This window comes from Prosthecobacter sp. SYSU 5D2 (assembly GCF_039655865.1).
Lineage (GTDB): Bacteria > Verrucomicrobiota > Verrucomicrobiia > Verrucomicrobiales > Verrucomicrobiaceae > Prosthecobacter.
In genome coordinates this window covers 606674-630449 of sequence record NZ_JBBYXL010000001.1, presented here as the reverse complement: position 1 = coordinate 630449, position 23776 = coordinate 606674, and the positions used below count along the sequence as shown (strand labels likewise).

The 23776-nt window shown below is 59.6% G+C and carries 17 protein-coding genes; 14 read left to right on the top strand and 3 right to left on the bottom strand.

Annotated features, from left to right (window positions below):
- Positions 1 to 95: 95 nt before the first annotated feature.
- The gene (locus tag WJU23_RS02615; RefSeq protein ID WP_346330971.1) at positions 96 to 335 is read right to left on the bottom strand and encodes a hypothetical protein; all 240 of its coding nucleotides are present in this window, start codon (positions 333 to 335) and stop codon (positions 96 to 98) included.
- Positions 332 to 649, bottom strand: coding sequence for a DUF3820 family protein (locus WJU23_RS02610; RefSeq protein WP_346330970.1), 318 nt, complete (start codon positions 647 to 649; stop codon positions 332 to 334). Before WJU23_RS02610 ends, WJU23_RS02615 begins: the two co-directional genes overlap by 4 nt.
- Positions 650 to 738: 89 nt before the next feature.
- Between WJU23_RS02610 and WJU23_RS02605 the strand changes: the two genes are divergently transcribed.
- On the top strand, positions 739 to 2154 hold the full coding sequence (locus WJU23_RS02605) for a sulfatase-like hydrolase/transferase (RefSeq protein ID WP_346330969.1): 1416 nt from the start codon (positions 739 to 741) through the stop codon (positions 2152 to 2154).
- Between the two features lie 58 nt (positions 2155 to 2212).
- Here WJU23_RS02605 and WJU23_RS02600 read toward each other — a convergent pair whose 3' ends face one another.
- Positions 2213 to 2857, bottom strand: coding sequence for a hypothetical protein (locus tag WJU23_RS02600; protein ID WP_346330968.1), 645 nt, complete (start codon positions 2855 to 2857; stop codon positions 2213 to 2215).
- Between the two features lie 97 nt (positions 2858 to 2954).
- Here WJU23_RS02600 and WJU23_RS02595 point away from each other — a divergent pair, with 97 nt between their 5' ends.
- The 13 genes from WJU23_RS02595 to WJU23_RS02535 all read left to right on the top strand — a co-directional run bounded on the left by WJU23_RS02595 (position 2955) and on the right by WJU23_RS02535 (position 23074).
- Positions 2955 to 4595 carry a peptide chain release factor 3 gene (locus WJU23_RS02595; protein ID WP_346330967.1) on the top strand — a complete coding sequence of 547 codons (1641 nt, stop codon included), beginning with the start codon at positions 2955 to 2957 and terminating at the stop codon, positions 4593 to 4595.
- A 64-nt stretch (positions 4596 to 4659) separates the two neighbouring features.
- Entirely contained in the window at positions 4660 to 6018 is a 1359-nt protein-coding gene (locus WJU23_RS02590) for a neutral/alkaline non-lysosomal ceramidase N-terminal domain-containing protein (RefSeq protein WP_346330966.1), read from the top strand.
- Positions 6019 to 6128: 110 nt separating this feature from the next.
- Entirely contained in the window at positions 6129 to 6797 is a 669-nt protein-coding gene (locus WJU23_RS02585; protein ID WP_346330965.1) for a hypothetical protein, read from the top strand.
- Entirely contained in the window at positions 6794 to 8890 is a 2097-nt protein-coding gene (locus WJU23_RS02580; protein ID WP_346330964.1) for a flotillin family protein, read from the top strand. The genes WJU23_RS02585 and WJU23_RS02580 overlap by 4 nt, the downstream gene beginning before the upstream one ends.
- A gap of 67 nt (positions 8891 to 8957) precedes the next feature.
- Complete coding sequence (locus WJU23_RS02575) at positions 8958 to 14003, top strand: DNA repair ATPase (protein ID WP_346330963.1); 5046 nt, start codon at positions 8958 to 8960, stop codon at positions 14001 to 14003.
- A 60-nt stretch (positions 14004 to 14063) separates the two neighbouring features.
- On the top strand, positions 14064 to 14507 hold the full coding sequence (locus WJU23_RS02570; protein ID WP_346330962.1) for a hypothetical protein: 444 nt from the start codon (positions 14064 to 14066) through the stop codon (positions 14505 to 14507).
- 106 nt (positions 14508 to 14613) lie between these two features.
- Positions 14614 to 15843 (top strand): TolC family protein, encoded by a 1230-nt coding sequence (locus tag WJU23_RS02565; RefSeq protein WP_346330961.1) that lies wholly within the window; start codon positions 14614 to 14616, stop codon positions 15841 to 15843.
- Positions 15844 to 15855: 12 nt separating this feature from the next.
- Positions 15856 to 16206, top strand: a complete 351-nt coding sequence (locus WJU23_RS02560; protein WP_346330960.1) for a DUF3147 family protein — start codon at positions 15856 to 15858, stop codon at positions 16204 to 16206.
- Positions 16207 to 16216: 10 nt separating this feature from the next.
- On the top strand, positions 16217 to 17317 hold the full coding sequence (locus WJU23_RS02555) for an efflux RND transporter periplasmic adaptor subunit (protein ID WP_346330959.1): 1101 nt from the start codon (positions 16217 to 16219) through the stop codon (positions 17315 to 17317).
- Between the two features lie 4 nt (positions 17318 to 17321).
- Entirely contained in the window at positions 17322 to 20474 is a 3153-nt protein-coding gene (locus WJU23_RS02550; protein ID WP_346330958.1) for an efflux RND transporter permease subunit, read from the top strand.
- Between the two features lie 47 nt (positions 20475 to 20521).
- Positions 20522 to 20947 (top strand): hypothetical protein, encoded by a 426-nt coding sequence (locus WJU23_RS02545; protein WP_346330957.1) that lies wholly within the window; start codon positions 20522 to 20524, stop codon positions 20945 to 20947.
- Between the two features lie 481 nt (positions 20948 to 21428).
- Positions 21429 to 22034, top strand: coding sequence for a hypothetical protein (locus WJU23_RS02540; protein WP_346330956.1), 606 nt, complete (start codon positions 21429 to 21431; stop codon positions 22032 to 22034).
- A 488-nt stretch (positions 22035 to 22522) separates the two neighbouring features.
- Positions 22523 to 23074 carry a nuclease-related domain-containing protein gene (locus WJU23_RS02535; protein ID WP_346330955.1) on the top strand — a complete coding sequence of 184 codons (552 nt, stop codon included), beginning with the start codon at positions 22523 to 22525 and terminating at the stop codon, positions 23072 to 23074.
- The last annotated feature ends 702 nt before the right edge of the window (positions 23075 to 23776 follow it).

Below are 23776 nucleotides of genomic sequence, written 5' to 3'. Positions count from 1 at the left end.
GGCTTCCAGCCTGCTGCGCTGCTGATGGCTGAGGTCCTCGTGTTCAAGCAGCCTCGCGCAGCAGGGTGTGGCGGCCTGTCTTTCGTGCTGCCGTTTTACCATGCCATCGGGCTGCTGGCGATGCGTCGCTTGCGCTGTAGCTCCTCCAGCCTGCCGTGATGATTTTTCCAGGAGGCCAGCCAGAGCCCCTGGGGCACGGCGATGGCCTCACCCGTGTAAGCCGATGCGATGCCTCGCACGGCATTGCCAGGAGGCTTCCGCCGGAGCACTTTGATGGCGTATTTGCGCTCCAGGAGCGCAGGCCGAAACTGGATGGCAACAAGCAGGAGTTTCATCCCTGCTCAGGAAAATCGAAGCGCTTCTTTCTTTCCGGGCGCAGGCGGGTGGGGCCGCCGCGCTGTTTGCGGAAGATGTCGAAGACGATGTCGGAGCCGTCCACTTTCATCTGGTGGATCATCTGCAGCAGGGTGCCGAGGCGGCCTTTGGGGAAGCCGGCTTTGTTGGCAAACCAGCCGAGGTATTCCGCCGGGATGTCATAGATGGGCACGCCATAAGGCGGATGGTTTTGCGGCCCGTATTTGCCAAAGGGCATGTGCGTCCGCCCGATCTCCTCGAGATCGCGTTGCATCTGGGCGGCGAGGTCTTCCATAGAGGGAAGATATCGGCGTTCCGTTTTCAGTGTCCAGTGAATGTCTTTCCAGGATGGACAAGCCGGGGTGCTTGTGATGTCATCGTGGCATGATGGGAAAAACCTGGCTCTCCGGACTGATGGCGCTGGCCATGACTGCTGCGACTGTGGTGGCGAAACCGACGAATGTGGTCTTCATCCTCACGGACAACCAGGGCGCGTGGACGCTGGGCTGCTATGGTAACAAAGACATCCGCACGCCGCACATTGATGCGCTCGCAGCAGGCGGCCTGAAGTTTAACCGGGCGCTGAGCAGCAATCCGGTCTGCTCTCCCACGAGGGCGACGTTTCTGACCGGGCTCATTCCATCCCAGCACGGGGTACATTCGTTTCTCGATCCCAAGTTTATGATGGGACCCCAGGCGTATAACACGCTGGAGGAGTTCACCTCCCTGGGAGAGATTTTGCATAAGGAGGGCTATGCCTGCGGCCTGAGCGGCAAGTGGCATCTGGGGGCGAATTTGACGCCGTCTGAGGGTTTTGATTTTTGGGTGACGAAGCCGGATGGAAGCACGCGGGAGTTTTATGACCAGGATATCATTGAAAACGGCCAGGTGACCAAGGTGACGGATTACACCACGGATTTCTGGACAAGGCGAGGCATTGAGTTCATCGAGGCGAACCAGGACCGGCCGTTCTTCCTGTTCCTGGCCTACAACGGCCCGTATTCGCTGGGGAACCTGATGCTGAATGAAGCACGTAACCGCCATGCGGCCTACTATGCGGACAAGGAACTGCCCTCATTCCCTCGTGATGCGATGCACCCCTGGCAGCACCATAACAAAAAGTTTCACAACACCGATGCCGCCCGCCGCCGCATGGCCAGCGAGGTAAGCGGTGTGGATGACGGTGTGGGGCAGGTGATGGCGGCCCTGAAACGGCTGGGCCTGGAAAAGGACACTCTCGTGGTTTATACCGCCGACCAGGGCTGGATGGGCGGGCAAAACGGCCTGTGGGGAATGGGCGATCACACACGACCCATCGGCGCGCATGAACTGATGATGCAGATCCCCTTGATCTTCCATCAGCCCGGCGTCATTCCCGCCGGGGCCACGAGCGACCTGCTGGTGAGCAACTACGACTTCCTGCCGAGCGTCCTTGGATACCTGGGCCTGGGGAACAAGACGCCAGCCTCACCCAAACTGCCAGGCCGTGATTTCTCGCCGGTGATGCGAGGCAAACCCCTCGCTGACTGGGACAACACGGTCTTTTATGAAATGGAGACCTGCCGCGCCATCCGCAGCCAGCGGTGGAAATACGTCTCCCGGTTTCCCGAAGGCCCTTATGAACTCTACGACATGGAAGCGGACCCGCAGGAGCGGTTCAACCTGTATGGCCAGCCAGGGATGGAAGAGATCACCCAGGACATGGCCACACAACTGGACCGCTTTTTTGCAACCCACGCGGACCCCAAGTATGATGTCTGGAAAGGCGGCGGCTCCAAGACGAAACGCGTGGCCGAGTGAGTACAGTATTCATCACTCTCCGAGTGATGCGAAGCCGGTAAAGTGGGGATCTACCGCCCTACTCCAACGCCCAGATCTTGACGTTATCCATCACGACCTCCTGGCCATCCTTGCCGCCCATGCGGAAGACGAGGCCGGGTTTTTTGACATGGAAATCCGGGGCTGAAGCTTTCAGCGGCTCCTTGCCGGTCACGTGGGCGACGATGTCATTGCCCTTGCACTCGAGTAGGAGGGTGTAGGTGGTTTCAGGATCAAAGTCAGTTTTGACCGTGGCATGGGTCTTTGTCTTGGACTCGGGGTTGGACTTGTCATTGTGCTCAATCAGCGACCAGCTTTTGGGCGTGACGACGACGGAGAAGAGGTGGCCTTTCTTTTTCAGCTCACCAGGAGCGGGGTCATAACCGAGGTTGATGATGCGCATGGGGCCAAGTTTGAAGTCCAACTGCACGGCGCAGTCCTGCAAAGGAATTCGGTGACGGAAGGCGCCGATGTGCTTGTCGCTGGATTTTTCCGCCGCGTGGAGTTTTCCTTCGACGATGCGCAGACTGCCAGTATTGGCAGCCCAGCCCTTGGGAACATCCGGGCCGTCAAAAGTCTCGTGCTCCAGCAGAGCCCCCTTTTTGCCAAGGGTGGGTTCGATGTCGGCGGCCAGGCAAGGAAGGGCGGCGGTGAGGAGGGCAAGTAGCAGGACATTCCGTTTCATGAGGCCGCTGAAACGACGGCACGCCGTCGCATCTTCCGGGAATCTCCTTGAGAAAAGGCTCATTGGAGGCGAAGGAGACCGCCCCTTTTCTACTGCCATGTCCGAAGTTGCCGCCAAAGCCCCCCACGAAGTCAGCCGTCGCCGCACCTTCGCCATCATTTCGCACCCGGATGCGGGCAAGACCACGCTGACGGAAAAGCTGCTCCTATATGGCGGTGCGGTGCAGCTCGCGGGCAGTGTGACGGCACGCAAGAACCAGCGCGCCACGACCTCCGACTGGATGGAGCTTGAAAAGCAGCGCGGCATTTCCGTCTCCTCCACGGTGCTTCAGTTTGAATACAAGGACTGCGTGGTGAACCTGCTGGACACACCTGGTCACAAAGACTTCTCTGAAGACACTTACCGCGTGTTGACCGCCGTGGATGCGGCCGTCATGGTTATTGACGCGGGGAAGGGGATCGAAAGCCAGACGCTGAAACTCTTTGAAGTCTGTCGCCGCCGTGGAGTGCCGATCTTCACCTTCATGAACAAGCTGGACCGTCCGGCCCGGCCGCCGCTGGAGCTGCTGGACGAGCTGGAGCGCGTGCTCGGTATTGCCGCCTGTCCGATGAACTGGCCGCTTGGCGATGGGGTGGATTTTAAAGGTGTCTTTGACCGTGAATCCAACCAGGTGCATCTCTTCGAGCGTACTGTCGGCGGCAAGTTCCGTGCACCGGTGAATGTAAAGGGGATCGAGGACGACAGCGTTCGCAATGCGCTGCCGCCGCTGGTTTATCAGCGTGTGGTGGATGAGCTGGATCTGCTGGAAGGGGGCGGATCTCCCTTTGATTTTGAGCAGGTGCGCAAGGGCCAGCTCTCGCCGGTTTTCTACGGAAGTGCGATGAACAACTTTGGCGTGCAGATGATGCTGGACCGGTTCCTGGAGATCGCCCCGCCGCCTGCCCCGCGCATGTCCGGTGAGCAGTTCATCGAGCCTGCCAGCGCTGCCTTCAGCGGTTTCGTTTTCAAGATCCAGGCGAACATGAACCCGAAGCACCGGGACCGTGTGGCCTTTATCCGCATCGTCTCCGGCTGCTTCCAGCGGGACATGAGTGCGGTGAACACCCGCACGGGAACACGCATGCGGTTAGGCAACTCACAGCGCCTTTTCGCCCAGGAGCGTGAAACGGTGAACGAGGCCTGGGCAGGCGACGTGGTCGGCCTGGTGGGGAATTACGATCTTCAGATTGGCGACACGCTGGCGGATGAACCCGGCATCCAGTTTGACGAGATGCCCACCTTCCCGCCGGAGTGCTTTGCCTATCTGCACAATGAAAACACGTCCAAGTTCAAGCGCTTCCGTGACGGCCTGGACCAGCTTCTCAAGGAAGGTGTGGCGCAGCCGTTTGAGCTTCCAGATGCAGCCGTACGCATTCCTTTGTTAGGCGCAGTGGGGCCGCTTCAGTTCGACGTGCTGAAGTATCGCCTGGAAAGCGAATACAATGCCGAAGTGCGGCTGGAATTCGCCCCCTGGACACTGGTGCGCTGGCTGAAGGAGAAGAACGCCGCTGATGCCCCCAAGCCGAAGCGCGGTGATGTGGGCCTGCCCTGGCCAAGCCTGGTGGCCTCTTATGACACGACGCTGGCGCAGGATTCCAAAGGCAACTGGGTGGCGCTGTTTGGCGACAAGATCAGCCTAGGTTACTTCGAGTCCAAGAATGGGGAGAAATTCGACATCAGCCCGTTCCCCATCCAGTAAGATCATTTTAACATGCGAACCGGCTGCAAGGAAGTCGGCGGCAAGGGCGATGATTGAATCCGTTATGAAACGGCTTCTCCCTCTCTTGCTGGTATTTGTCACGGCCATGCTTCTGGCCCAGTCCAGGCCTGCCTCCCCGGTATGGAAGGCCGGGGCGGCCTCGGTAAAAATCACCCCGGAAAAGATGATCTGGATGGGCGGGTATGCCAGCCGGAAGAAACCTGCCGAAGGCGTGGAGCAGGACCTGTATGCCAAGGCCCTTGTGATCGAGGATGGCAAGGGCGGCAAGTTTGCCCTCATCACCCTGGATCTCATCGGCGTGCCGCGAAATGTGCGAGTGCATGTGGCGGAGCAGGTGGAAAAGCAGTTTGGCATTCCCCCCGCCCGGCTGGCCATCAATGCCAGCCATACCCACAGTGGCCCGGAGCTGCGGCCTGAACGCACCCGCAATACCGACCTGCCCGACCAGCGCAAGGCGGAAGTCATCGAATACGTGGACAAGTTGCAAACGACACTCGTGGCACTGGTTGGCGAAGCCTTGAAAAAGGCGGCTCCGGCAACGCTGGACTACAGCCAGGCGCGATGCGGTTTTGCCATGAACCGCCGCACGCCCAATGACAAGGGGACCTACAGCAACTTCCCCAATCCTGATGGCCCCGTGGATCACGCCGTGCCGGTGCTGAAGGTGGCGGATGCGGAGGGCAAGGATGTTTGTTACGTTTTTGGTTACGCCTGCCACTGCACCACGCAGAGCCATCAGAAGTTCAATGCCGACTACGCGGGTTATGCGCAGGCGGAACTGGAGAAGGCGCATCCGGGCACGGTGGCCATGTTTATGAATGGCTGCAGCGGAGACCAGAACCCCTATCCGCGCCGGAATGAAGGACTGGCCCAGACACACGGGATCACGCTGGCCACCGCTGTAGAGTCCGCCCTGGGCACGCGCATGAAACCGCTGATGGGAGAGATCCACGCGGCCTATGAAGAAATACCTTTGGCCTATGACACCCTGCCGACGCGAGAAGAATTGCTGGAGAAACAGAAGTCCAAGGTGAAGCTGGACGCCGACCATGCCACGCGCACGCTGCAGCTCCTGGAGGAGCAGGGGAAGCTGCCGCAGACTTACCCGTATCCCGTCCAGGTCATCCGCCTGGGGCCGGAGCTCACCTGGGTGATGCTGGCGGGGGAAGTGGTGGTGGATTATTCACTGCGGCTGAAGAGGGAGCTCAAGGACCCTCATATCTGGGTGAGTGCCTACACCAACGACGTGCCCAGTTACATTCCCAGCCTGCGGGTGTGGAAAGAGGGCGGTTATGAGGGCGGTGATGCCATGAAATGGGGAACGCACCCCACCCGCTGGAGCCCGAAGGTGGAGGAGCACATCATTGGGACAGCTAAGAAGTTAAGGGCTGAAATGGAGTAATCCTTCTGTCACTTTAAGTAAGTGAAGCTGTGGCCAAAGAAACTGACATCGAAATTATAATGCACAGGCACTGGGGGTCTGCTTAAATCATCCTCAGTTATTGCCTTCCCGTGATCGAACTCTTCCAAGAAGCCCTCTCCCTGCATAACCTGCCGCTCACTGCGCTGCTGGGCATGGTGGTGTTTTACTGGCTGCTGGTCATGATTGGTGCATTGGATTTTGATCTCGATTTTTTTGATGGAGGCGCAGATGCTCCTGATCTTTCGGCTCATTCATCGGGAGGCACCTTGGGCGGCGCGATGCTGACTGCGGGTCGAGTCTTTGGTTTCTCGCAAGTGCCCATCGCGGTGTGGGGCAGCTTCTTTGCCCTCTTTCTCTGGGTCTTCGGAGTGATCCTGAATTATCGGTTTAACGGAGAGCCAGGAAATCGCGACTTGGCCACCGCCGCCCTGCTGCTTGTTCCGAATGGCATCGTCAGTCTTGTTCTGACCAAGATCGTCACTCTGCCCGTGGGCAAATTCTTCGGTGCCATGGCCAATGCAGACAGTGAAAGCCAGACCATCCAGGGGCACACTGGCATAGTGATGACCACCTCCCTGGATGACCGTTATGGCCAGGTCCAAGTGGACCAGGGCGGAGCACCAGCACTCGTCAATGCCCGGCTGCATCCCGGTCAGCATCCTTTGCAGAAAGGGGACCGCGTCCGTGTCCTCGAGGCGTCTCCCGAAGGCTCCTTTTACTACGTCGAATCCATCCCACCCCGCAGCACACTCCCATGACCGCAACACCCCATCCACTCGCTTTCTTCGGCATTGAGATCTCCGCCTTTGCCTTCGCGGCACTGGTCGGCCTTTTCATCATCTTTGGGATCCTGATTCTCATCTCGCGCTTCTTCCGCAAGGTGCAGCAGGGCCAGGCCATTGTGAGAAACGGCATTGGCGGCACCAAGGTGTCGTTCAATGGCATGATGATCATTCCCATCGCCCATCAGGCTGAATACATGGACATCTCCGTCAAGCGCATCGAGATCGAGCGCAAGGCCACAGAAGGCCTGATCTGCAAAGACAACATCCGTGCGGACATCAAGGTGGCCTTCTTTGTCAGGATCAATAAAATTGACGAGGATGTCAAACGCGTGGCCCAGTCCATCGGCTGCGTTCGTGCGTCTGCCATTGATACGCTGCGCACGCTCTTCGATGCCAAGTTTTCAGAGGCGTTGAAGACCGTCGGCAAGCGCTTCGACTTTGTGCAGCTTTACAATGAGCGCGACCATTTCAAAACAGAGATCCTCAAGGTCATCGGCACCGACCTAAACGGCTTTACATTGGACGATTGCGCCATTGACTTTCTGGAGCAGACCCAGCTTGAAAATCTGGATCCGCAGAACATCCTGGATGCAGAAGGCATCAAAAAGATCACCGAGCTGACCGCTACCCAGGCCAAGCTGGCCAACCACATCCAGCGTGACAAGGAGCAGATCATCAAGCAGCAGGACGTCAAAGCCCGTGAGGCCATCCTGGAGCTTGAGCGGCAGCTTGCGGAGACGGAAGCCAAGCAGAAGCGTGATGTTGAAAGTGTGAAGGCCCGTGAAGAAGCGGAGACTCAAAAAGTGCAGTCCGAAGAGCGGCTTAAGTCTGAGAGAGCGAAGATTTCCTCCGATGAAGAGATCGCCATTGCCAACGAAAACATGGAGAGGCAGGTCCTCGTGGCCCAGCGCAACAAGGAGCGTACCGATGCCGTGGAAGTGGAACGTGTCACCCGTGACCGTGACCTGGAAGTGATCGAGCGCGAGCGCATCACCACACTCAAGACCATCGAGAAAGAGAAGGCGGTGGAAGTGGAGCGCAAGAACATCCAGGAGGTCATCCGGGACCGTGTCGTGCTGGAAAAAACCGTCGTCGTTGAGCAACAGAAGATCAAGGACACCGAGGCCTTCGCCACGGCAGATCGTGAGAAGCAGGTGGCACTGACCAATGCCGAGAAAAATGCCCAGGAGCAGCTCATCCAGAAGATCAAAGAAGCCGAGGCTGCGAAAGAAGCCGCACGTCTCGTCGCCGACCAGGATGCCTACACCGCCGTAAAATCCGCCGATGCCTCCAAGGAGGCCGCCCAGCTTCGTGCCCAGGAAATGCTCACCCTGGCCGAGGCCAAACAGGAATCCGCCACCCGCGAAGCCACCGCTGAAAAAGCCCTGGCCGAAGGACGTGCCGCCCAGGCTGCGGCTGAAGGTCTGGGTGAAGCTCAGGTTCTCCTGGCCAAAGCGGAAGCCTCACAGAAACAGGGCACTGTGGATGCCGAGGTCACCCAGCTCAAGCTGGCGGCTGAGGCCGATGGCATCACCAAGAAAGCCCAGGCCATGAAGCTACTCGAAGACGCCGGTCGCGAGCACGAAGAGTTCAAGCTCACCCTGGAAAAGGAGAAGGCCGTCGAGCTTGCCCAGATCAACATCCAGAAGGACATCGCCGAGCAGCAGGCCATCGTGCTTGGCGAAGCCATGAAGTCCGCCAAGATCGAGATCGTCGGTGGCGAAACGCAGTTCTTCGACAAGATCACCAACGCCATCGGCAATGCCCGTGCCGTGGACCGTCTCGTCGAAGGCAGCCGCACTCTCTCCGATGTGAAGGAGACCTTCTTCAATGGTGATCCTGAGTACTTCAAGGCCCAGTTAAAGAACGTCGTGGACCAGTTCGGCCTCACCACCGAAGACACCAAAAACCTCACCCTCAGCGCCCTGTTCGCCAAGCTCATCGGCCTCAACCCCGATGAAGCCACCCTGAACAAGCTCACCGGCATGTTCGGTGCCGCGTCACGATTTGGTCTGGCAGAGCAGACGGTGAGCGCGCTGCTGGGCGGGAAGGCAGTCAAGAAGTAACATGGAGGCCGACGCTTCATCGGCAGGCATTCACATTATTTAAGCTGACGAATCGTCGGCATTCCCTATGTCCGATCCTACCCCCACTCCCCAGGCCCCTGCCGCCAAGCTTGAAGCTGGCGCTTACGAAGTCATTCGTCAGCGGCTGGACAAGCATGGTGCGGAGCTGCAGCGGCGGCTGGATGCGCTGAATGCGGACCGTAAGGAGGAGTTTGGCGGTATTGACACGGCCTTGCTGGCCACCACCCGCCTAACCACGGATAACAACTGTGTGCCGCGTGACATGGTGGCCATCGGGCCGAAACGCTTTTTGTTCGGCTATAATGTCCATCTGGGACTGCGCACGCAGATGCATGTGGCGGATGTCTTTGGCGTTTATGACTTCCACGCGGACGATCACAGCTTCCATCCTAACAAGGAAGACATGCTGGCGGACAAGGCGTTCACAGAGGACTTCGACTACCTGTACCGCTATTATAAAAACGCCTCCTTCCTGAAGTTTCATCGCATCGGCCCGCACCTTTACATGGGCATGCAGGTGGGTCGGGATGCCTCGGAGGTGAAGTGCTTCAAATGGCTGGTCAATGATGAAGCCGGCACACTGCAATATCTCGGCAACCGCTTCGATCACGAGTTTGTTTTTCCCGTTGCCCAGGAGTTTGAATGGACCCGTGCGCGGCGGGACATGTACCGCTACGGTCTCCACCCGCACATCAGCATCGAGGACCGCGTTTTTGTGGAGACCGTCGGCGGCGACCTGACGGTAAAGGTGGAAAACAACACCGAAACCGGACGCGGCATTTACAATGAGCCCGTGGACAATGCCGACCAGACCCTGGACGATGCCGAGGTTCACTATGCGATTGTCGGCAACCTCATCCTGCTGAAGGTGCTGCCATATCAGGAGAAGGCCTGGCGCTACCTCGTCTTCAACGAGCGCACGCGTGAAGCTCATCGCATTGACAGCATTGCGGAATCCTGCGTGCTGCTGCCGGATGATCACGGCGTCCTTTTCCCGCATGGTTATGTCTTGCAAACGGGCGAGGTTAAACGTTTCGACACCGGGCTGCCGCCCATGCGCTTTGACCGCCGCATCGCTGCGGCCAATGGCGAGGACACACTATTCGTCTTCGCCCATGTTGAGAGCGGCTCGTACCTGCTGCTCAGCTACAACCTCATCACGCAGAGCGTTGCCACGCCCATCATCTGTCATGGCTACAGCCTGTTCGCTTCAGGTGAGCTGATCCTGTTTCAGGGCGATGCCGAGCCGCGCAAGCATCACGTCGTCCAGTCCTGGCGCACGCCCTTTGTTACCGCTGATGATAGCCCGCACACGAAAAGCCAGACCTTCCTCAGCAAGATTGGCAATGCGGAGATCGTCCGCTGCATGGCCGAGTGCAATGGAGTACTGACTCTGCTGGCCAAAGATGATTCCTTCTCCGGCCTCTATGTGGAACTGGCCCGCGCGGCAGGGGACATTGCCGACAGCTACTTCTGGGTGGACAAAGAGGAAGCCCACAAACTCAAGGAGTCTCTCGTCGAAATCAAGACCACCGCCGAAGCCGCCCTGGGTGAGTTTGAAAAAGTCAGCCGCATGCGCAAGGCGGCTAGCGACCAGACAGAGGCGCTGCAAACGGAGGTCAATAAAAACCTCAGCGCCGCCAACAGCACCGACCCTGCGGACATTCTCGGGTATGTCCACCTCCTCGCCACCCTGCGTGAGCTGCGTGGGCAGATCATCGCGCTGCGGGATGTGCGTTATGTGGACCTGGAAACGCTCGCCCGCATGGACACGGGCGTGGCGGAGGCCACGGACAAGCTTTCTGAAAAATGTGTGGCCTTCCTGCTGAAGCCGGAGGCATTGGACCCCTATCGCGAACAGATCACCGTCCAGAAGGAACGCGTGCCGACGCTGAACAAAGTGACCGATGCGCAGGAGGTGGAGGAGGCCCTGGCCAAATCCAGCAGCGAGCTGGAAATGCTGACCGGCATCGTCAGCAGCCTGAAGATCAAGGACGCGACGGAAACCACCCGCATCATCGAAGCCATCTCCACGCTGTTTGCCCAGCTCAATCAGGTGCGCTCGGTCCTGCGCAACCGGCGCAACGAACTGGCCAAGGTGGAAGGTGCCGCCCAGTTCCAGGCCCAGCTCAGCCTGCTGAATCAGAGCGTGCTGAATTACCTCGAAGTCGCCACTACACCAGAAAAGTGCGATGAATCCCTCACCCGCGTGATGGTGCAGATCGAGGAACTGGAGAGCCGCTTTTCCGACTTCGATGAATACGCTGCCGAGCTCACCATCAAGCGCGAGGAGATTCACAACGCCTTCGAGGCGCGCCGCCTTTCCCTGGTGGATGCGCGCAACCGCCGCGCCCAGTCGTTAGGCCAGTCTGCTGAGCGCATTCTCACCAGCGTGCGCAACCGGCTGGCCAACTTTGCCAAGCCGGAGGAAGTGCATTCCTGGCTGGCGGGCGATGCCATGGTGGCGAAGCTGCGCGACCTCATTGAGGAGCTGCGCAAACTCGGCGACAGCGTGCGTGCCGATGAGCTGCAAACCAAGCTCAAAACGCTCCAGCAGGATTCGCTCAAAGAGATCCGTGACAAAGCCGATCTGTTTGCCGATGGCGGTGATTTGATCCAGTTCGGTAAGCACAAGTTCAGCGTCAACCGCCAGCCTCTGGAGCTGACCATCCTGCCGCGTGAAGAGGGCCTGGCCTTTCACCTCACTGGCACCCGGTACTTTGAAACACTCACGCACCCTGAACTGGACGCGTTGAAAACAGTGTGGGACCAGCCCGTCGTTTCAGAAAATGCCGCTGTGTATCGGGCGGAATACCTGGCCTGGAAGTTCCTGCAAAGTGGTGCCGAATTCTCTCCGCAGGCGGTGCATGACTTCATGGCCCAGCGTTATCATGAAGGTTACACCAAAGGCGTGCATGACCACGATGCCGCCCTCATCCTGCTACCTTTGCTGGAGATGCAAAAGGCACTCGGTTTGCTCAGGCATTCACCGCTGGTGCGCGGTCTTGCACTGATGGTCTGGCATGCCTGGGAGGACACGGCTGAAAAGCAAGCTCTCTCCGCCCGCATGACAGCCAAAGGGAGAATGCGTGATTTGTTAGGTCAGTCTTCCACCGAAGTGAATGCCGCCCTGGCCGCACGCGTGGCGGCAGAAAGCCAGCGACTCACGGGCCTTGAGGACATCCTGGGCAGCAGTTCAGCCGCTTTGCATGCCGCCGTCGCCGCCTGCCTGACGGATGAGCTTCAGCACCTCAGCCGCAAGCATCCCGCGCTGCCTTTCACGCGCTCCGCCCCCGCCCTTGAGCTGCTCCGTTCTTTCCGAAAGGAGCTCATCATCAAACATGCCTCCAAGGATTTTGATGACAGCCTGGATGCCCTCACCGCCCAGCCCTGGCTCTCCTTTGAAATCGCGCTGGACTGGTTGCGCGCCCTGCATGCGGATACAGATATCGGCATTCTCGTCGAAGCCGCCGCCCTGCTGGTGCTCAAAGACACGCCGCCCGCCGCCGTGCCCGCAGCACCTCCATCGCAAGCCACGCTGACTGGATTCACCGGCGCCCATCCACGCATCCAGGATGGCAAGATGGAGCTTGATTATCACGAGTTCACCTCGCGCCTACAGCAGTATGATCAAACTGTCGTCCCGGATTATGAGCGCTTCCAGAAGCTCAAACACGAGCTCGCCCTGGACCGCCGCACCCAGCTCCGCCTGGACCAGTTCAAGGCCGGCGTGCTCAGTTCCTTTGTCCGCAACCGCCTCATTGACCAGGTTTATTTGCCCATCATCGGAGCCAACTTGGCCAAGCAAATCGGTGCCGTCGGCAATGATACCCGCACAGACCGCATGGGCCTGCTGCTGCTCATTTCACCGCCCGGTTATGGCAAGACCACGCTCATGGAATACGTGGCCAGCCGCCTGGGTATCACCCTGGTGAAGATCAACGGCCCCGCCATCGGTCACAAGGTCACCTCGCTGGACCCCGCAGAGGCTCCCAACGCCAGCGCCCGCGAGGAAATCGAAAAACTCAACCTCTCCCTGGAGATGGGGGACAACGTGATGATCTACCTGGATGACATCCAGCACACGAACCCGGAGTTTCTGCAAAAGTTCATCTCCCTCTGCGACGGCACCCGCCGGATCGAAGGCGTCTTCCAGGGTAAAGCCCGGACCTATGACCTGCGGGGCCGCAAAGTGGCCGTCGTTATGGCAGGCAACCCCTACACCGAAGTCGGCGGCAAGTTCCAGGTGCCGGACATGCTCGCCAACCGTGCCGATACCTACAATCTCGGCGACATCCTCGGCGGACACGAGGCCGCTTTCAAAGACAGCTACATCGAGAACTCGCTGACCAGCAATCCCGCCCTGGCCCGCGTTGCCGCCCGCAGCCACAAGGACGCGATGGCCGCGCTGAAGATCGCCATGACCGGCAACCGCGAAGGCATCGAGTTTGAAGGCAACCAGAGCGCCGAAGACGTCAACGACTGCGTCGCCGTCATGGAAAAGCTGCTCAAAGTCCGCGAGGTCATCCTGCGCGTGAACCAGGAGTACATCCGCAGCGCCGCCATGGAAGATGCCTACCGCACCGAGCCTCCTTTCAAGCTCCAGGGCAGCTACCGCAACATGAACAAGATCTCCGAGAAGATCCAGCCGCTGATGACCGCTGCCGAAGTGCATTCTATCATCGAGGATCATTATCGAGGCGAGTCCCAGACCCTTAGCCAATCCGCCGAGGCCAACCTACTCAAGTGGAGAGAAATCAACAACCTTGCCAGCGAGGCCGACACCGCCCGCTGGACCGAGATCAAGCGCACCTTTGGCCGCAACCTCCTTGCCGGCGGCGGGGGTGAAAACGACCCCGTCAGCCGCATCACCGGTCAGATGAGCGCCTTTACCGCTGGACTCGAAAAAATCGAACAGGCCGTCTCCAACCCCACCCTGTCCGAAATTTCCATCGAGCGCCTGCAACGCATCATCGAAGGCCTCCGCGCCGTCCCCGTGACCGTCGAAATCAAAGTGCAGCCCGTGGAAAAACACGATGAGACCGATCTTCCTGTGGAAGTGGAGAGCGTAGTGAAGCAGCCAAAGGCATAACCATCACGGGATCGTAACTGCATTTGACAAACCCCCACGTCACAGACGTATGTACGGTGCATGCGTTCCCTCGCCCGTTCCCAAACCCTGATCTGCCTGGTGCTTCTCGCACTTGGCTGGGCGCAGGTGTTTGGCATGTCGCGCGGGTATGTCTGCGATTGCACCGGCGGGGTTGAAATCATCGCCTTTGATCACTGCCACGGTCCTCATGGTGAAACCTGTCACGATGAGGAGGAGCCCCTTCATCATCACGATGACCACGACACGGATGATGACACTCATGAGCATACGCCTTTGAAGGAATCCGTGAAGGCCAAGCAGCTTGCCGCCCAGATGGCCTCTTTTCCGGCCCCCATCCTGGCCGTTTTGGCCATCCTGGAGCCGTTGACGATGCTTCTGGCCGTCAATGACCAGGACGCCACGCCGCTGCCTCCGCCCCGGGATGATGGCTCTGGCCGACGATGGCCCCACGTGCTCACCCGCACGATCTCCCTGCGCGTTTGAGAAACGGACCCGGTGCCGTCATCCACGATGATGATCTGTACCCGCCCGTCGTCCCTGCATGTCCCAGGCTTCCGCCTGGGCCTCCCTTCTCAAATGCTCATCCGCTATGCACTCTCGCATCCTGCCCCTTTTCCTGCTGGCCTTCGCCGCCAGCCCCGCCCCGGCCCTGACCCTCAGTGAAATCGCACCCCGCGTGCGCAGTCATCATCCCCAGCTCCTCGCCGCCCGCATGGCCGTGGAGGAAGCGCGTGGCCGCCAGCTTGGCGCAGGCCGCTTGCCGAATCCTTCGTTAGGCTACGAGTTCCAGAACGAAAGCCGCGTCTCCCCCCGCTCCAGCACCTTTTCCCTGGACCAGTCCTTCCCCATCACCCGCCGCCTGGGCCTGGAAAAACACCTCAGTGCCCAGCTTGTCACTGCCGCAGAACTGGAGGTCAAAGACGTCGAACGCCGCCTCATCGCCGAGGCCAGCAGCCTCGCTGTCCGCCTTCTCGCCCTGGAAAAACAGCGTGCCCTGCGCCAGCAGCAGACCCGCTTGGCCGAGGAGCTTTCCAGCTTCACCAAAACGCGCGCTGAAGCCGGTGAGTTCTCTCCCCTGGATGCCTCCCAGGCCCAGGTGGATGCGCAGCGCCTCCTCCTCGAATCCCGTCGCATCGAGATCGAATCCCTCAGCCTCCAGGGCGCACTCAAGCCCATGCTCGGACTCAGCCCCGCACAGCCTTTGAACCTCACGGGCGACCTCCCCGCCCTCACCCTTCCCGCCAAATCTTCCTGGCAGCAGCGCGCCGATTACCAGCTCGCCCAGGCCAGGACTGAGGCCGCCCAAACGGAAGCCTCACTTGCGCAAGCCCGCCGTTATCAGGATGTCAGCGCGGGTTTCTTCGCTGCACGCGAGCAGCAGGACATCACCTCCACCCGCACGGAGCGCACCGGCTTTGTCGGCTTCCGTTTCTCCATCCCGCTGCCCTTCTGGAACCGCAATCAGGGTGAGATCGCCGAAAAGGCCGCCAGCATTGAGCGCGCCCGCCTGGAGGCCGATGCCCTCGGCAGCCAGATCACCGGCGAGGCCGATACCGCCCGCCGTGAAATGGAGGCCAATGCTGCCCTCGTCACCGAGACACGCGACAAACTCCTCCCCCTCGTCAAAGAGCAAACGGACAAGCTCGAAGCCGCCTACCAGGCCGGGCAGAGCGATCTCCTCACCCTCCTCCGCGCCCGCGACCAGCGCCTCCAGCTCGAGGCCGCCGCTCTTGATGCCACCCGCGATTTCCACCTCGCCCGCATCCGTTACGAAGCCGCCGTCGGTGCGGGAAGTGAAGTTCACTCGCCTAACAAATAACGCATTCTAGCCATGACCTACTACCTCATCAAGCTCTTCCTCAGCGCCGGTATGATCGTCACCATCACGGAGATCGCCAAGCGCAACAACGCCGCCGCCAGCATCATCCACTCCCTGCCCATCACCTCCGTCCTCGCCTTCATCTGGCTGTATATGGAGACGAAGGATTCCGCCCTTATCGGCCGCCACGCCTACGGCACCTTTTGGTATGTGTTGCCAACCCTGCCCATGTTCATCCTCATGCCCTGGCTCATCAAAAAGCTCGGCGGCTTCTGGCCCGGCTTCGGCGCTGGCATCGTCCTCACCGTCGCCCTTTACCTCCTCACCATGCGTCTGCTCAAGGTCGCCGGTGTCAATCTTTGACCGTTCCCCCATGTCTCGCTTCTTATATCTCTCATTCATCGCTTGGGCCCTGTCGGTCCCATTGCTCGCCGCAGACAGTAACCGCGTCATTCTGGATGAAATCAGCGTCAAAAACCTGCGCCTGGAAACGGTCGAAACCGAGGAGACCGATTTCGAAGAAACCATCTTTGCGTTAGGCCATCTCGAGATCCTCCCCGGCCGCCGCGCCATCGTCAGCAGCCGCATCCCCGGGCGCGCCTTCAGCGTTCTTGCCCTGCCTGACCAGCAGGTGGAGGAAGGCGACGAACTCGCCTGGGTGGAAAGCCGCCAGCCAGGCGACCCCCCGCCCACCATCATGCTCCCCGCCCCCATGGCCGGCCTGGTTTCAAAGGTGGACATCACCCAAGGCCAGCCCATCACCCCCGACCAGGCCCTCATCGAAATCGTGGATTTGGAAACGGTCGAGGCCGCCGCGCAAGTCCCTGAGCATCTCGCCGGTCGTTTGGAAAAAGGCCAGACCGCCCGCATCCGCCTGCCCGCTTTTCCTGACCAGGTCTTCGAGGCCAAGCTCGCCCACATCGGCGCTTATGCCGATGAAGAAAACGGCACCGTCGAAGCCGCCTTCCACCTCCCCAATGAAGACCTTCTCTTGCGTCCCGGCATGCGCGCCGAGTTCTCCATCGTCCTCAGCCGCCGGGAAAACGTCTCCGTCATTCCCCGGGCCGCTCTTCAGGGCGATGGCATCAACCGCTTCGTCTTCGTTAAAGACTTCGAGCTTCCCAATGCCTTCGTCAAAGCCCCCGTCGTCATTGGCCAAACCAACGATGTGTTCGTGGAAATCCTCAGTGGTCTTCTCCCGGGCGATGAAGTCGTCACCCAGGGCGCCTATGCCCTCGCCTTCGCCGGAGGCGGCACCACCAGCCTCAAAGAAGCCCTCGACGCCGCCCACGGCCACGAGCACAACGAAGACGGCACCGAAAAAGCCGCATCCGCCGAAGACTCACACGATCACGACCATGGCCACGAGGACTCCTCCTGGAACCAGCTGACCCTCCTCTTCGCCGCCAGCACCGCCCTTTTGCTGATGCTGCTCGTCATTGTGTCGTGGAAGCGGAATTCAGCCATCGCCTAACCCCATGCTGAACCGCCTCATCCTCTGGTCCCTGCACCACCGCGCCATGATTATCGGCGCGTGCGTCCTCATTCTGGTCATGGGTGCCCGCACCGTCCGCGAGCTGCCAGTCGAGGTCCTTCCAGACCTCACCAAACCCACCGTCACCATCCTCACGGAGGCCCCAGGCCTCGCACCAGAGGAGGTGGAGGCACTCATCACCCAGCCCATCGAAAGCTCCCTCATGGGTGTCGCCGGCCTCACCCGGCTTCGCTCCACATCGGACATCTCCCTGTCGCTGGTGTTTGCGGAATTCGCCTGGGGCACGGACATCTACCGCGCACGCCAGTTTGTTCAAGAGCGCCTGGCCGGAGCCCGTGGCACCCTGCCACCGGACACCCAGCCCTTCCTCACGCCCGTGGCTTCTTTGATGGGTGAAATCCTCCTCGTCGGCGTCCGCAGCACTGATGGAAAAGTCCCCGCCATGGAAGTCCGCAGCCTGGCCGACTGGACCATCCGCCGCCGTCTTCAGGCCATCCCCGGCATCGCCGAAGTGCTCAACATGGGCGGCGGTGTGAAGCAGCTTCAAATTCAGCCCGACCCTCTGAAAATGCAGGCCCACGGCGTTACCTTTGAAGACCTTGAGCGTGCCGTGCGTGAGTCCGCCACCAACACCACCGGCGGTTTCCTCAATGCCGGCCCACGCGAGATCATGGTCCGAAACCTCGCCATGACCGTCAATCTGGAGGACTTCTCGCGAACCGTCATCCGTCACGCCGATGACCGCATCGTCACCATTGGCGATGTCGCCCAGGTCGCCTGGGGCGTCGAGCCCATGCGTGGAGATGCCAGTGTCAATGGCACCCGGGGCGTCATCATGAGCGTCACCAAAGCCCCCGGTTTTGACACCCTCACGCTCACCCGCCAGATCGAAGAAGCCCTCGCCGGCCTCCAGCCCACCCTGCCTGCCGGTGTCGAAGCCATCGTACTTTTCCGCCAGGCGGATTTCATCGAGCACGCCATTGGCAACCTCCAGGAGGCCATTCGCGATGGGGCCATCATGGTCACCATCGTCATCTTTCTTTTCCTGCTGAATGTGCGCACCACCTTCATCACCCTCATGGCCATGCCATTGTCTTTTGCCATCACCATTCTGGTCTTCCAGATGCTCGGCATCAGTGTCAATAGCATGACCCTCGGCGGCCTCGCCGTGGCCATCGGCATGGTGGTGGATGATGCCATCGTGGATGTCGAAAACGTCTGGCGCCGGCTGCGTCAGGCCGGTGCCGGACCGCCGGTTTTAAAAGGCCAGCCAGATCCCGTCAGGCAGCAGGCCCATCAGCTCACCATCATTGCCAATGCCTCCGGCGAAGTTCGAAATTCCATCCTCTACGCCACCGTCCTCATCATCCTGGTTTTCCTTCCCTTGTTAGGCCTCACCGGGGTTGAGGGCCGCCTCTTCGGTCCCATCGCCATCGCCACCATCCTGTCCATGCTGGCCTCGTTCGTGGTATCACTATCGGTTATACCGGTGCTCTGCTCGCTGCTGTTAAAGCCGAAAGTCGGCCAGGAGCATCACGAAGGCCGCTTCACCGCCGCCTTCAAATGGCTGCTGAAAAACACCATCCTCCGCCTCAGCCTCAGCCAGCCTTTCCTCATCATCGGCCTCACCTTCATGCTGCTGCTCGCCGCCGCCATGCTGTATCCCCGCATGGGCCAGGATTTCCTCCCCGCCTTCGAAGAGGAGACCGCCCTCGTCTCCATGACCGCCGCCCCCGGCTCCTCCCTGGAAGAAACCAATCGCATGGCCGATGTCGTGGAATCTCTCATCATGCAGGTGCCTGAGGTCCGGCAGGTCGGTCGCCGCCTGGGCCGCGCCGAGCGTGGCGACCACGTGGTCCCCATCAGCTCCGCCGAGATGGATGTGGACTTCAATGCCACCTCCGGCCGCAGCCGCGCAGAAATCCTCGCCGACATTCGCGACCGCATCCGTACCGTGCCCGGTACCTTCAGTGTCCTTACCGGTCCCCTCGCCGACCGCATCGGCCACATGCTCAGCGGCGTCTCCGCCCCCGTCGCCATCAAGATCTTCGGCCCGGATCTGGAAACCCTGCGCGCCCTCGGCACCCAGGTACAAACTCTTGCCCGGACCATCCCCGGATTTGAAGACGCCAAGCTCGACCAGCAGTCCTTCATCCCCCAGCTCCGCATCGAGGCAGATCGCGACCGCGCCGCCGCTTATGGCATCACTCCCGGCCGCCTCAACGAAGTCCTCTCCACCCTCGTCGGTGGCCAAAATGTGGCCGAGCTTCGCGATGGCCAGCGCACCATCGGCCTTGCCATCCGCCTGCCGGAAAACCTGCGCGATTCCGCCGAAAAAATCGCCAGCCTGCCCATCGAGACCACTCGCGGCCCCCGCATTCCCCTCCGCCTCGTCGCCCAGGTGCGCGAGGCCAAAGGCCCCAATGCCATCCAGCGGGAGGGCAGCCAGCGCCGCTTTGTCGTCAGCATCAAGCCCAGCGCCCGCGATGTCGGCACCCTCGTTGCCCAGCTTCAAAATAAGGTCGCTGAAAAAGTCACCCTGCCGGAGGGATTTTTCATCAGTTATGAGGGCGAGTTCCAGGCCCAGCAGGAGGCCACCCAGCGCATCCTCATCCTCTTCGCTATCGTCCTTCTCGTCATTCTCCTGCTGCTGTGGGGATACTTCCGCAGCCTCATGCTCGCCTGCCAGGTCTTGTTAAACCTCCCCCTCGCCCTCATGGGCAGCCTCGCCCTCACTTGGCTGCTGGTGGGGAATATCAGCATCGCCACCCTCGTCGGATTCATCGCCGTCGGCGGCGTCGCCGCGCGCAATGGCATCATGATGCTCAGCCATTACCTCCACCTCATGAAGCACGAGGGCGAAAACTTCAGCCGCGCCATGATCGAGCGCGGCACCCTGGAGCGCCTCGTCCCCGTCACCATGACCGCCCTCAGCGCCGGCATCGCCCTCATTCCCCTCGTCCTCGCCGCTGGCGAGCCAGGAAAAGAGATCCTCCACCCCGTCGCCGTCTGCATCGTCGGCGGCCTCATTAGCAGCACATTATTGGATTTTGCTGTCACTCCCGCCGTATTCTCCGTCTTCGGACGGCGCGCAGCGGAAAAAGCTTTGCGCCTGGCAGCCCCAGCCGCTCATTAAAAAGAAACCACACAAACACACCCAGCCCAATAGAATAGCATCCCACCATGAAAACCAGACTCATCGCCCTCCTCAGCCTCATCACCGCCTTCACCTTCGCCCATGAAGGCGTCGAACTCGGCCCCAACGGCGGCCGCATCGTCGAATTCAGCAAAGACGAAACCATGCACGGCGAGGTCACCGTTAAAAAAGGCCAGTTCCACATCGCCCTCCTCGACAAGGACATGAAACCCGTCTCCCTGGACAAACAGGAGCTCACCGCCAGCACCGGCGACCGCGACAAGCCCACCCGCATCACCGTCGAAAAGGATAAAAAAGGCTTCACCCTCCCCGTCATCGCCGAAGGCCAGTGGCTCATCCTCCAATACCGCCCCACCCCCGATTCCAAGCCCATCACCGCCCGCATGGCCTACGACACCAGCAACTGCTCCGGCTGCAACAAAGCCGAATGGCTCTGCCAGTGCAAAGACTGATCTGAACAAGGAGCGGGACTTGCCAAGTCCCCTCCCCGTCAACGTATTGTAGTTCCGGCTTTAGCCGGTCAGTGTGCATCCCCGCAGCCGCGAAGCGTCATGGAGTGCGGTGGAAAAGAGGCAAGGGCAACCTTGCCTCGACGACACCGCTCCCGCCGAAGCCCCCGACCTCCTCCCCCACCAAACTCCCCTAAGTGGGCCATGCCCGCCCGGTTCCCAGATCGCCCCCCGACCGAGCCCATCACCGCCCGCTTTATTTACGCCACCAGCAATTTGCACCTTCTTCCAAGCCCTCCGCCTCCTGTGGACCTTGGAAACCTCGACGGTGCCGCTGACCGGTAAAAGGAAGCCCGATTTCTCGTTTTCATTTTGTTCCCCTAAACCCAAGCAGAATAGAAACGGGGTATTTCGTCGGGTCGGCTAAATCGTTGGATGACTCTTGAATGCCGGGCCTCAACAGTCTCTGCTTCATCACTCCTATATGCGCTATATCTCCACCCTGATGGCCATGTTCAGCCTTGCCTGCACCCAGACTCAGGCGGAGTTTCATGAGGAGTTTCATCCCTGGGACGTTGTGAATGGAAGTGCGTCGGTAGCGGAGCTTGGCGTTACCAAAATCGAATGGGTGGAAGTGGACCGAAGGCTTTTCTATTCAAATTTCAAAATCTACTTATTCCAGTCGGACGCCGAGATTGCGGAAAGCATCGGCCTCCTCCGAAGGATCACAAAAAATAGTGAGGCGCACAGTCCACGCCTGGACGCCTATTCGGAGGTGGGCAGCGTGGTATTGCATGGGCATGAGCAGGAGGTCACCCTACCGGTCAAGTATGCCGGGCAGGAGAAGTGGTGGCGGTTCCACCATATCCATGAAGGAGATTACTTCAGTGCCTCTGTCCAAAAGGGAAAGGATGAAGAAGGGCTGATCCATGCCTGGTTTCAAAATCCTGCCAAACTGGCTCATAAACGTATCTATCCCAGCCGCTGGCTTTTCTTCGTGATGGTATTGGTCACGACCATCTGGTTGCTCAAACTCTGTGTTCGTACCATAAGGCGTATGACACGCTGTTCGCTGAAGAGAGCCTTGTAAGTAGCGGGTGTCAATCATGGCGCGTCATCCACAGGCGGGCGCAATGAAACGGTCGTTGAAGCGGAGGAAAATTTGCAGCATTAATCTTAATGTAAAATTACTTGATTAGCTGGGTCTTTTTGCCAAGAGAAAAAATGCAAATTCCCTGGCAGAGCTTTTGGTGGCTCATCTATTTCGTTGTGGTCATCGCCCTCTTTTTGGGCTCTTTTTCCTGGCGGCTGAGGAGGCGGCGTACCAAACATCCGTTGGGGGAAGACATCCGGTTGAGGCGTCAACCAGGGGAGCATTTGAGGCTGAAAATGGAGGGTTCCTTCGAAGGATTCGCATGGCGTCTAGCCGTGATGACGATGGTTCCTCTGGCGGTCTTTGTTTTGAGCGTGAAGCTGACAAACAGCATCATTCCAAAGGGGTCTGTGTGGTGGCTGGTCTGGGCGGTCGTTCCAATGTTGCTAAGTCTTGGCCTGGCTTTACGGTGGATGTACAAGTTCATGGACGGGATCATTAATCACCGGCTGGGTTGGTTTGGCGAGCGGGCCGTTGCGGATCAATTGGAGTGTCTGAAGCAGAAGGGCTATGAGGTGTTCCACGACGTGCCTTGCATCGGCGGCGGCGGGCCATTTAACCTGGATCACGTCGTCGTTGGTAACGGAGTCGTGGTCGTGGTGGAGACCAAGACCCACCGGAAGCCAAAGGACACCAAGGATGGCCACAAGGTGACCTACAATGGAGAGATGCTCTGCTGGCCTCGGAGAACTAGCACCCGCGAACTGGAACAAGCTGAGCGAACTGCTGAATGGCTGCGCAAGGACCTGAAGAAGCACCTGAATGTGGACACGAAGGTGCACCCGGCTCTGACCTTTCCGGGCTGGTTTGTCACTGGCGGTCCGCCCAAGGCCCCAGTTTTGGTGGAAAGCTACACACGCCTGGCAGGCTTCATCACCCAGCGCTTCCCTCGCCAGATGACAGAAGCAGAGACGGACGCGGTGATGCGGCATCTGCGCAAACAGTGCTCAGACCTTGATTATGCGGCCTTGGGATGAGGAGCCTCGCAGGATAACCGCCTTGTTTCCATTCCGCGCGGGTATGGCGATCGGAATGGAAACAGGACGTGGGAGCCTTGCAGCCAGGCACACGGTGCTATGCGATATACGTCAGAATCAACGTACGTCAGATTTGACGTATGTTTGAGTAGATGCGTGACGGCTGAGGTAGGTCGTGCCGTAAGACAGGTCTAAAGCGGGTGCCGTGTGGCGCTGAAGGCTCAGATCCGGCCTTTCGGGCGTTTATAAATTCACCAACCGCTCCAAATGCATTTAAAGAGCTGTGTTAAAATACTTTAACGCGCCAAATGAATTTAAGGGCTGCCGTTCACTCACCCGGCCATCGCAGTCGCAAAGCGTCACGGACTGCGGCGCAGAGAGGCAAGACGCAAGTCATTGCCTCGGCAGCGCCGCTTTCGACAAAGTTGGTGACATACGGGCACCATCAACCTGCCCCTGAGTGCGCCATGCCCGCCCAATTCCAATCTCATCCCCACCTGTATCCTGCCAAATTCCACCCTTCTGCATCTGTCCGCCTTGCATGGACCCGGCATCTTGCCCTCATGAATCCCGTTTACCGTCCCTTTCGGCCTTTTTTCCACCCCTAACCACCTCTCATTTCACACGAATACTCGACGACAGCCCGATTTTGGCTAATTTAGACGCCCGCCACGCCCCGGCTTGACGGTTTTCAGTCCCACC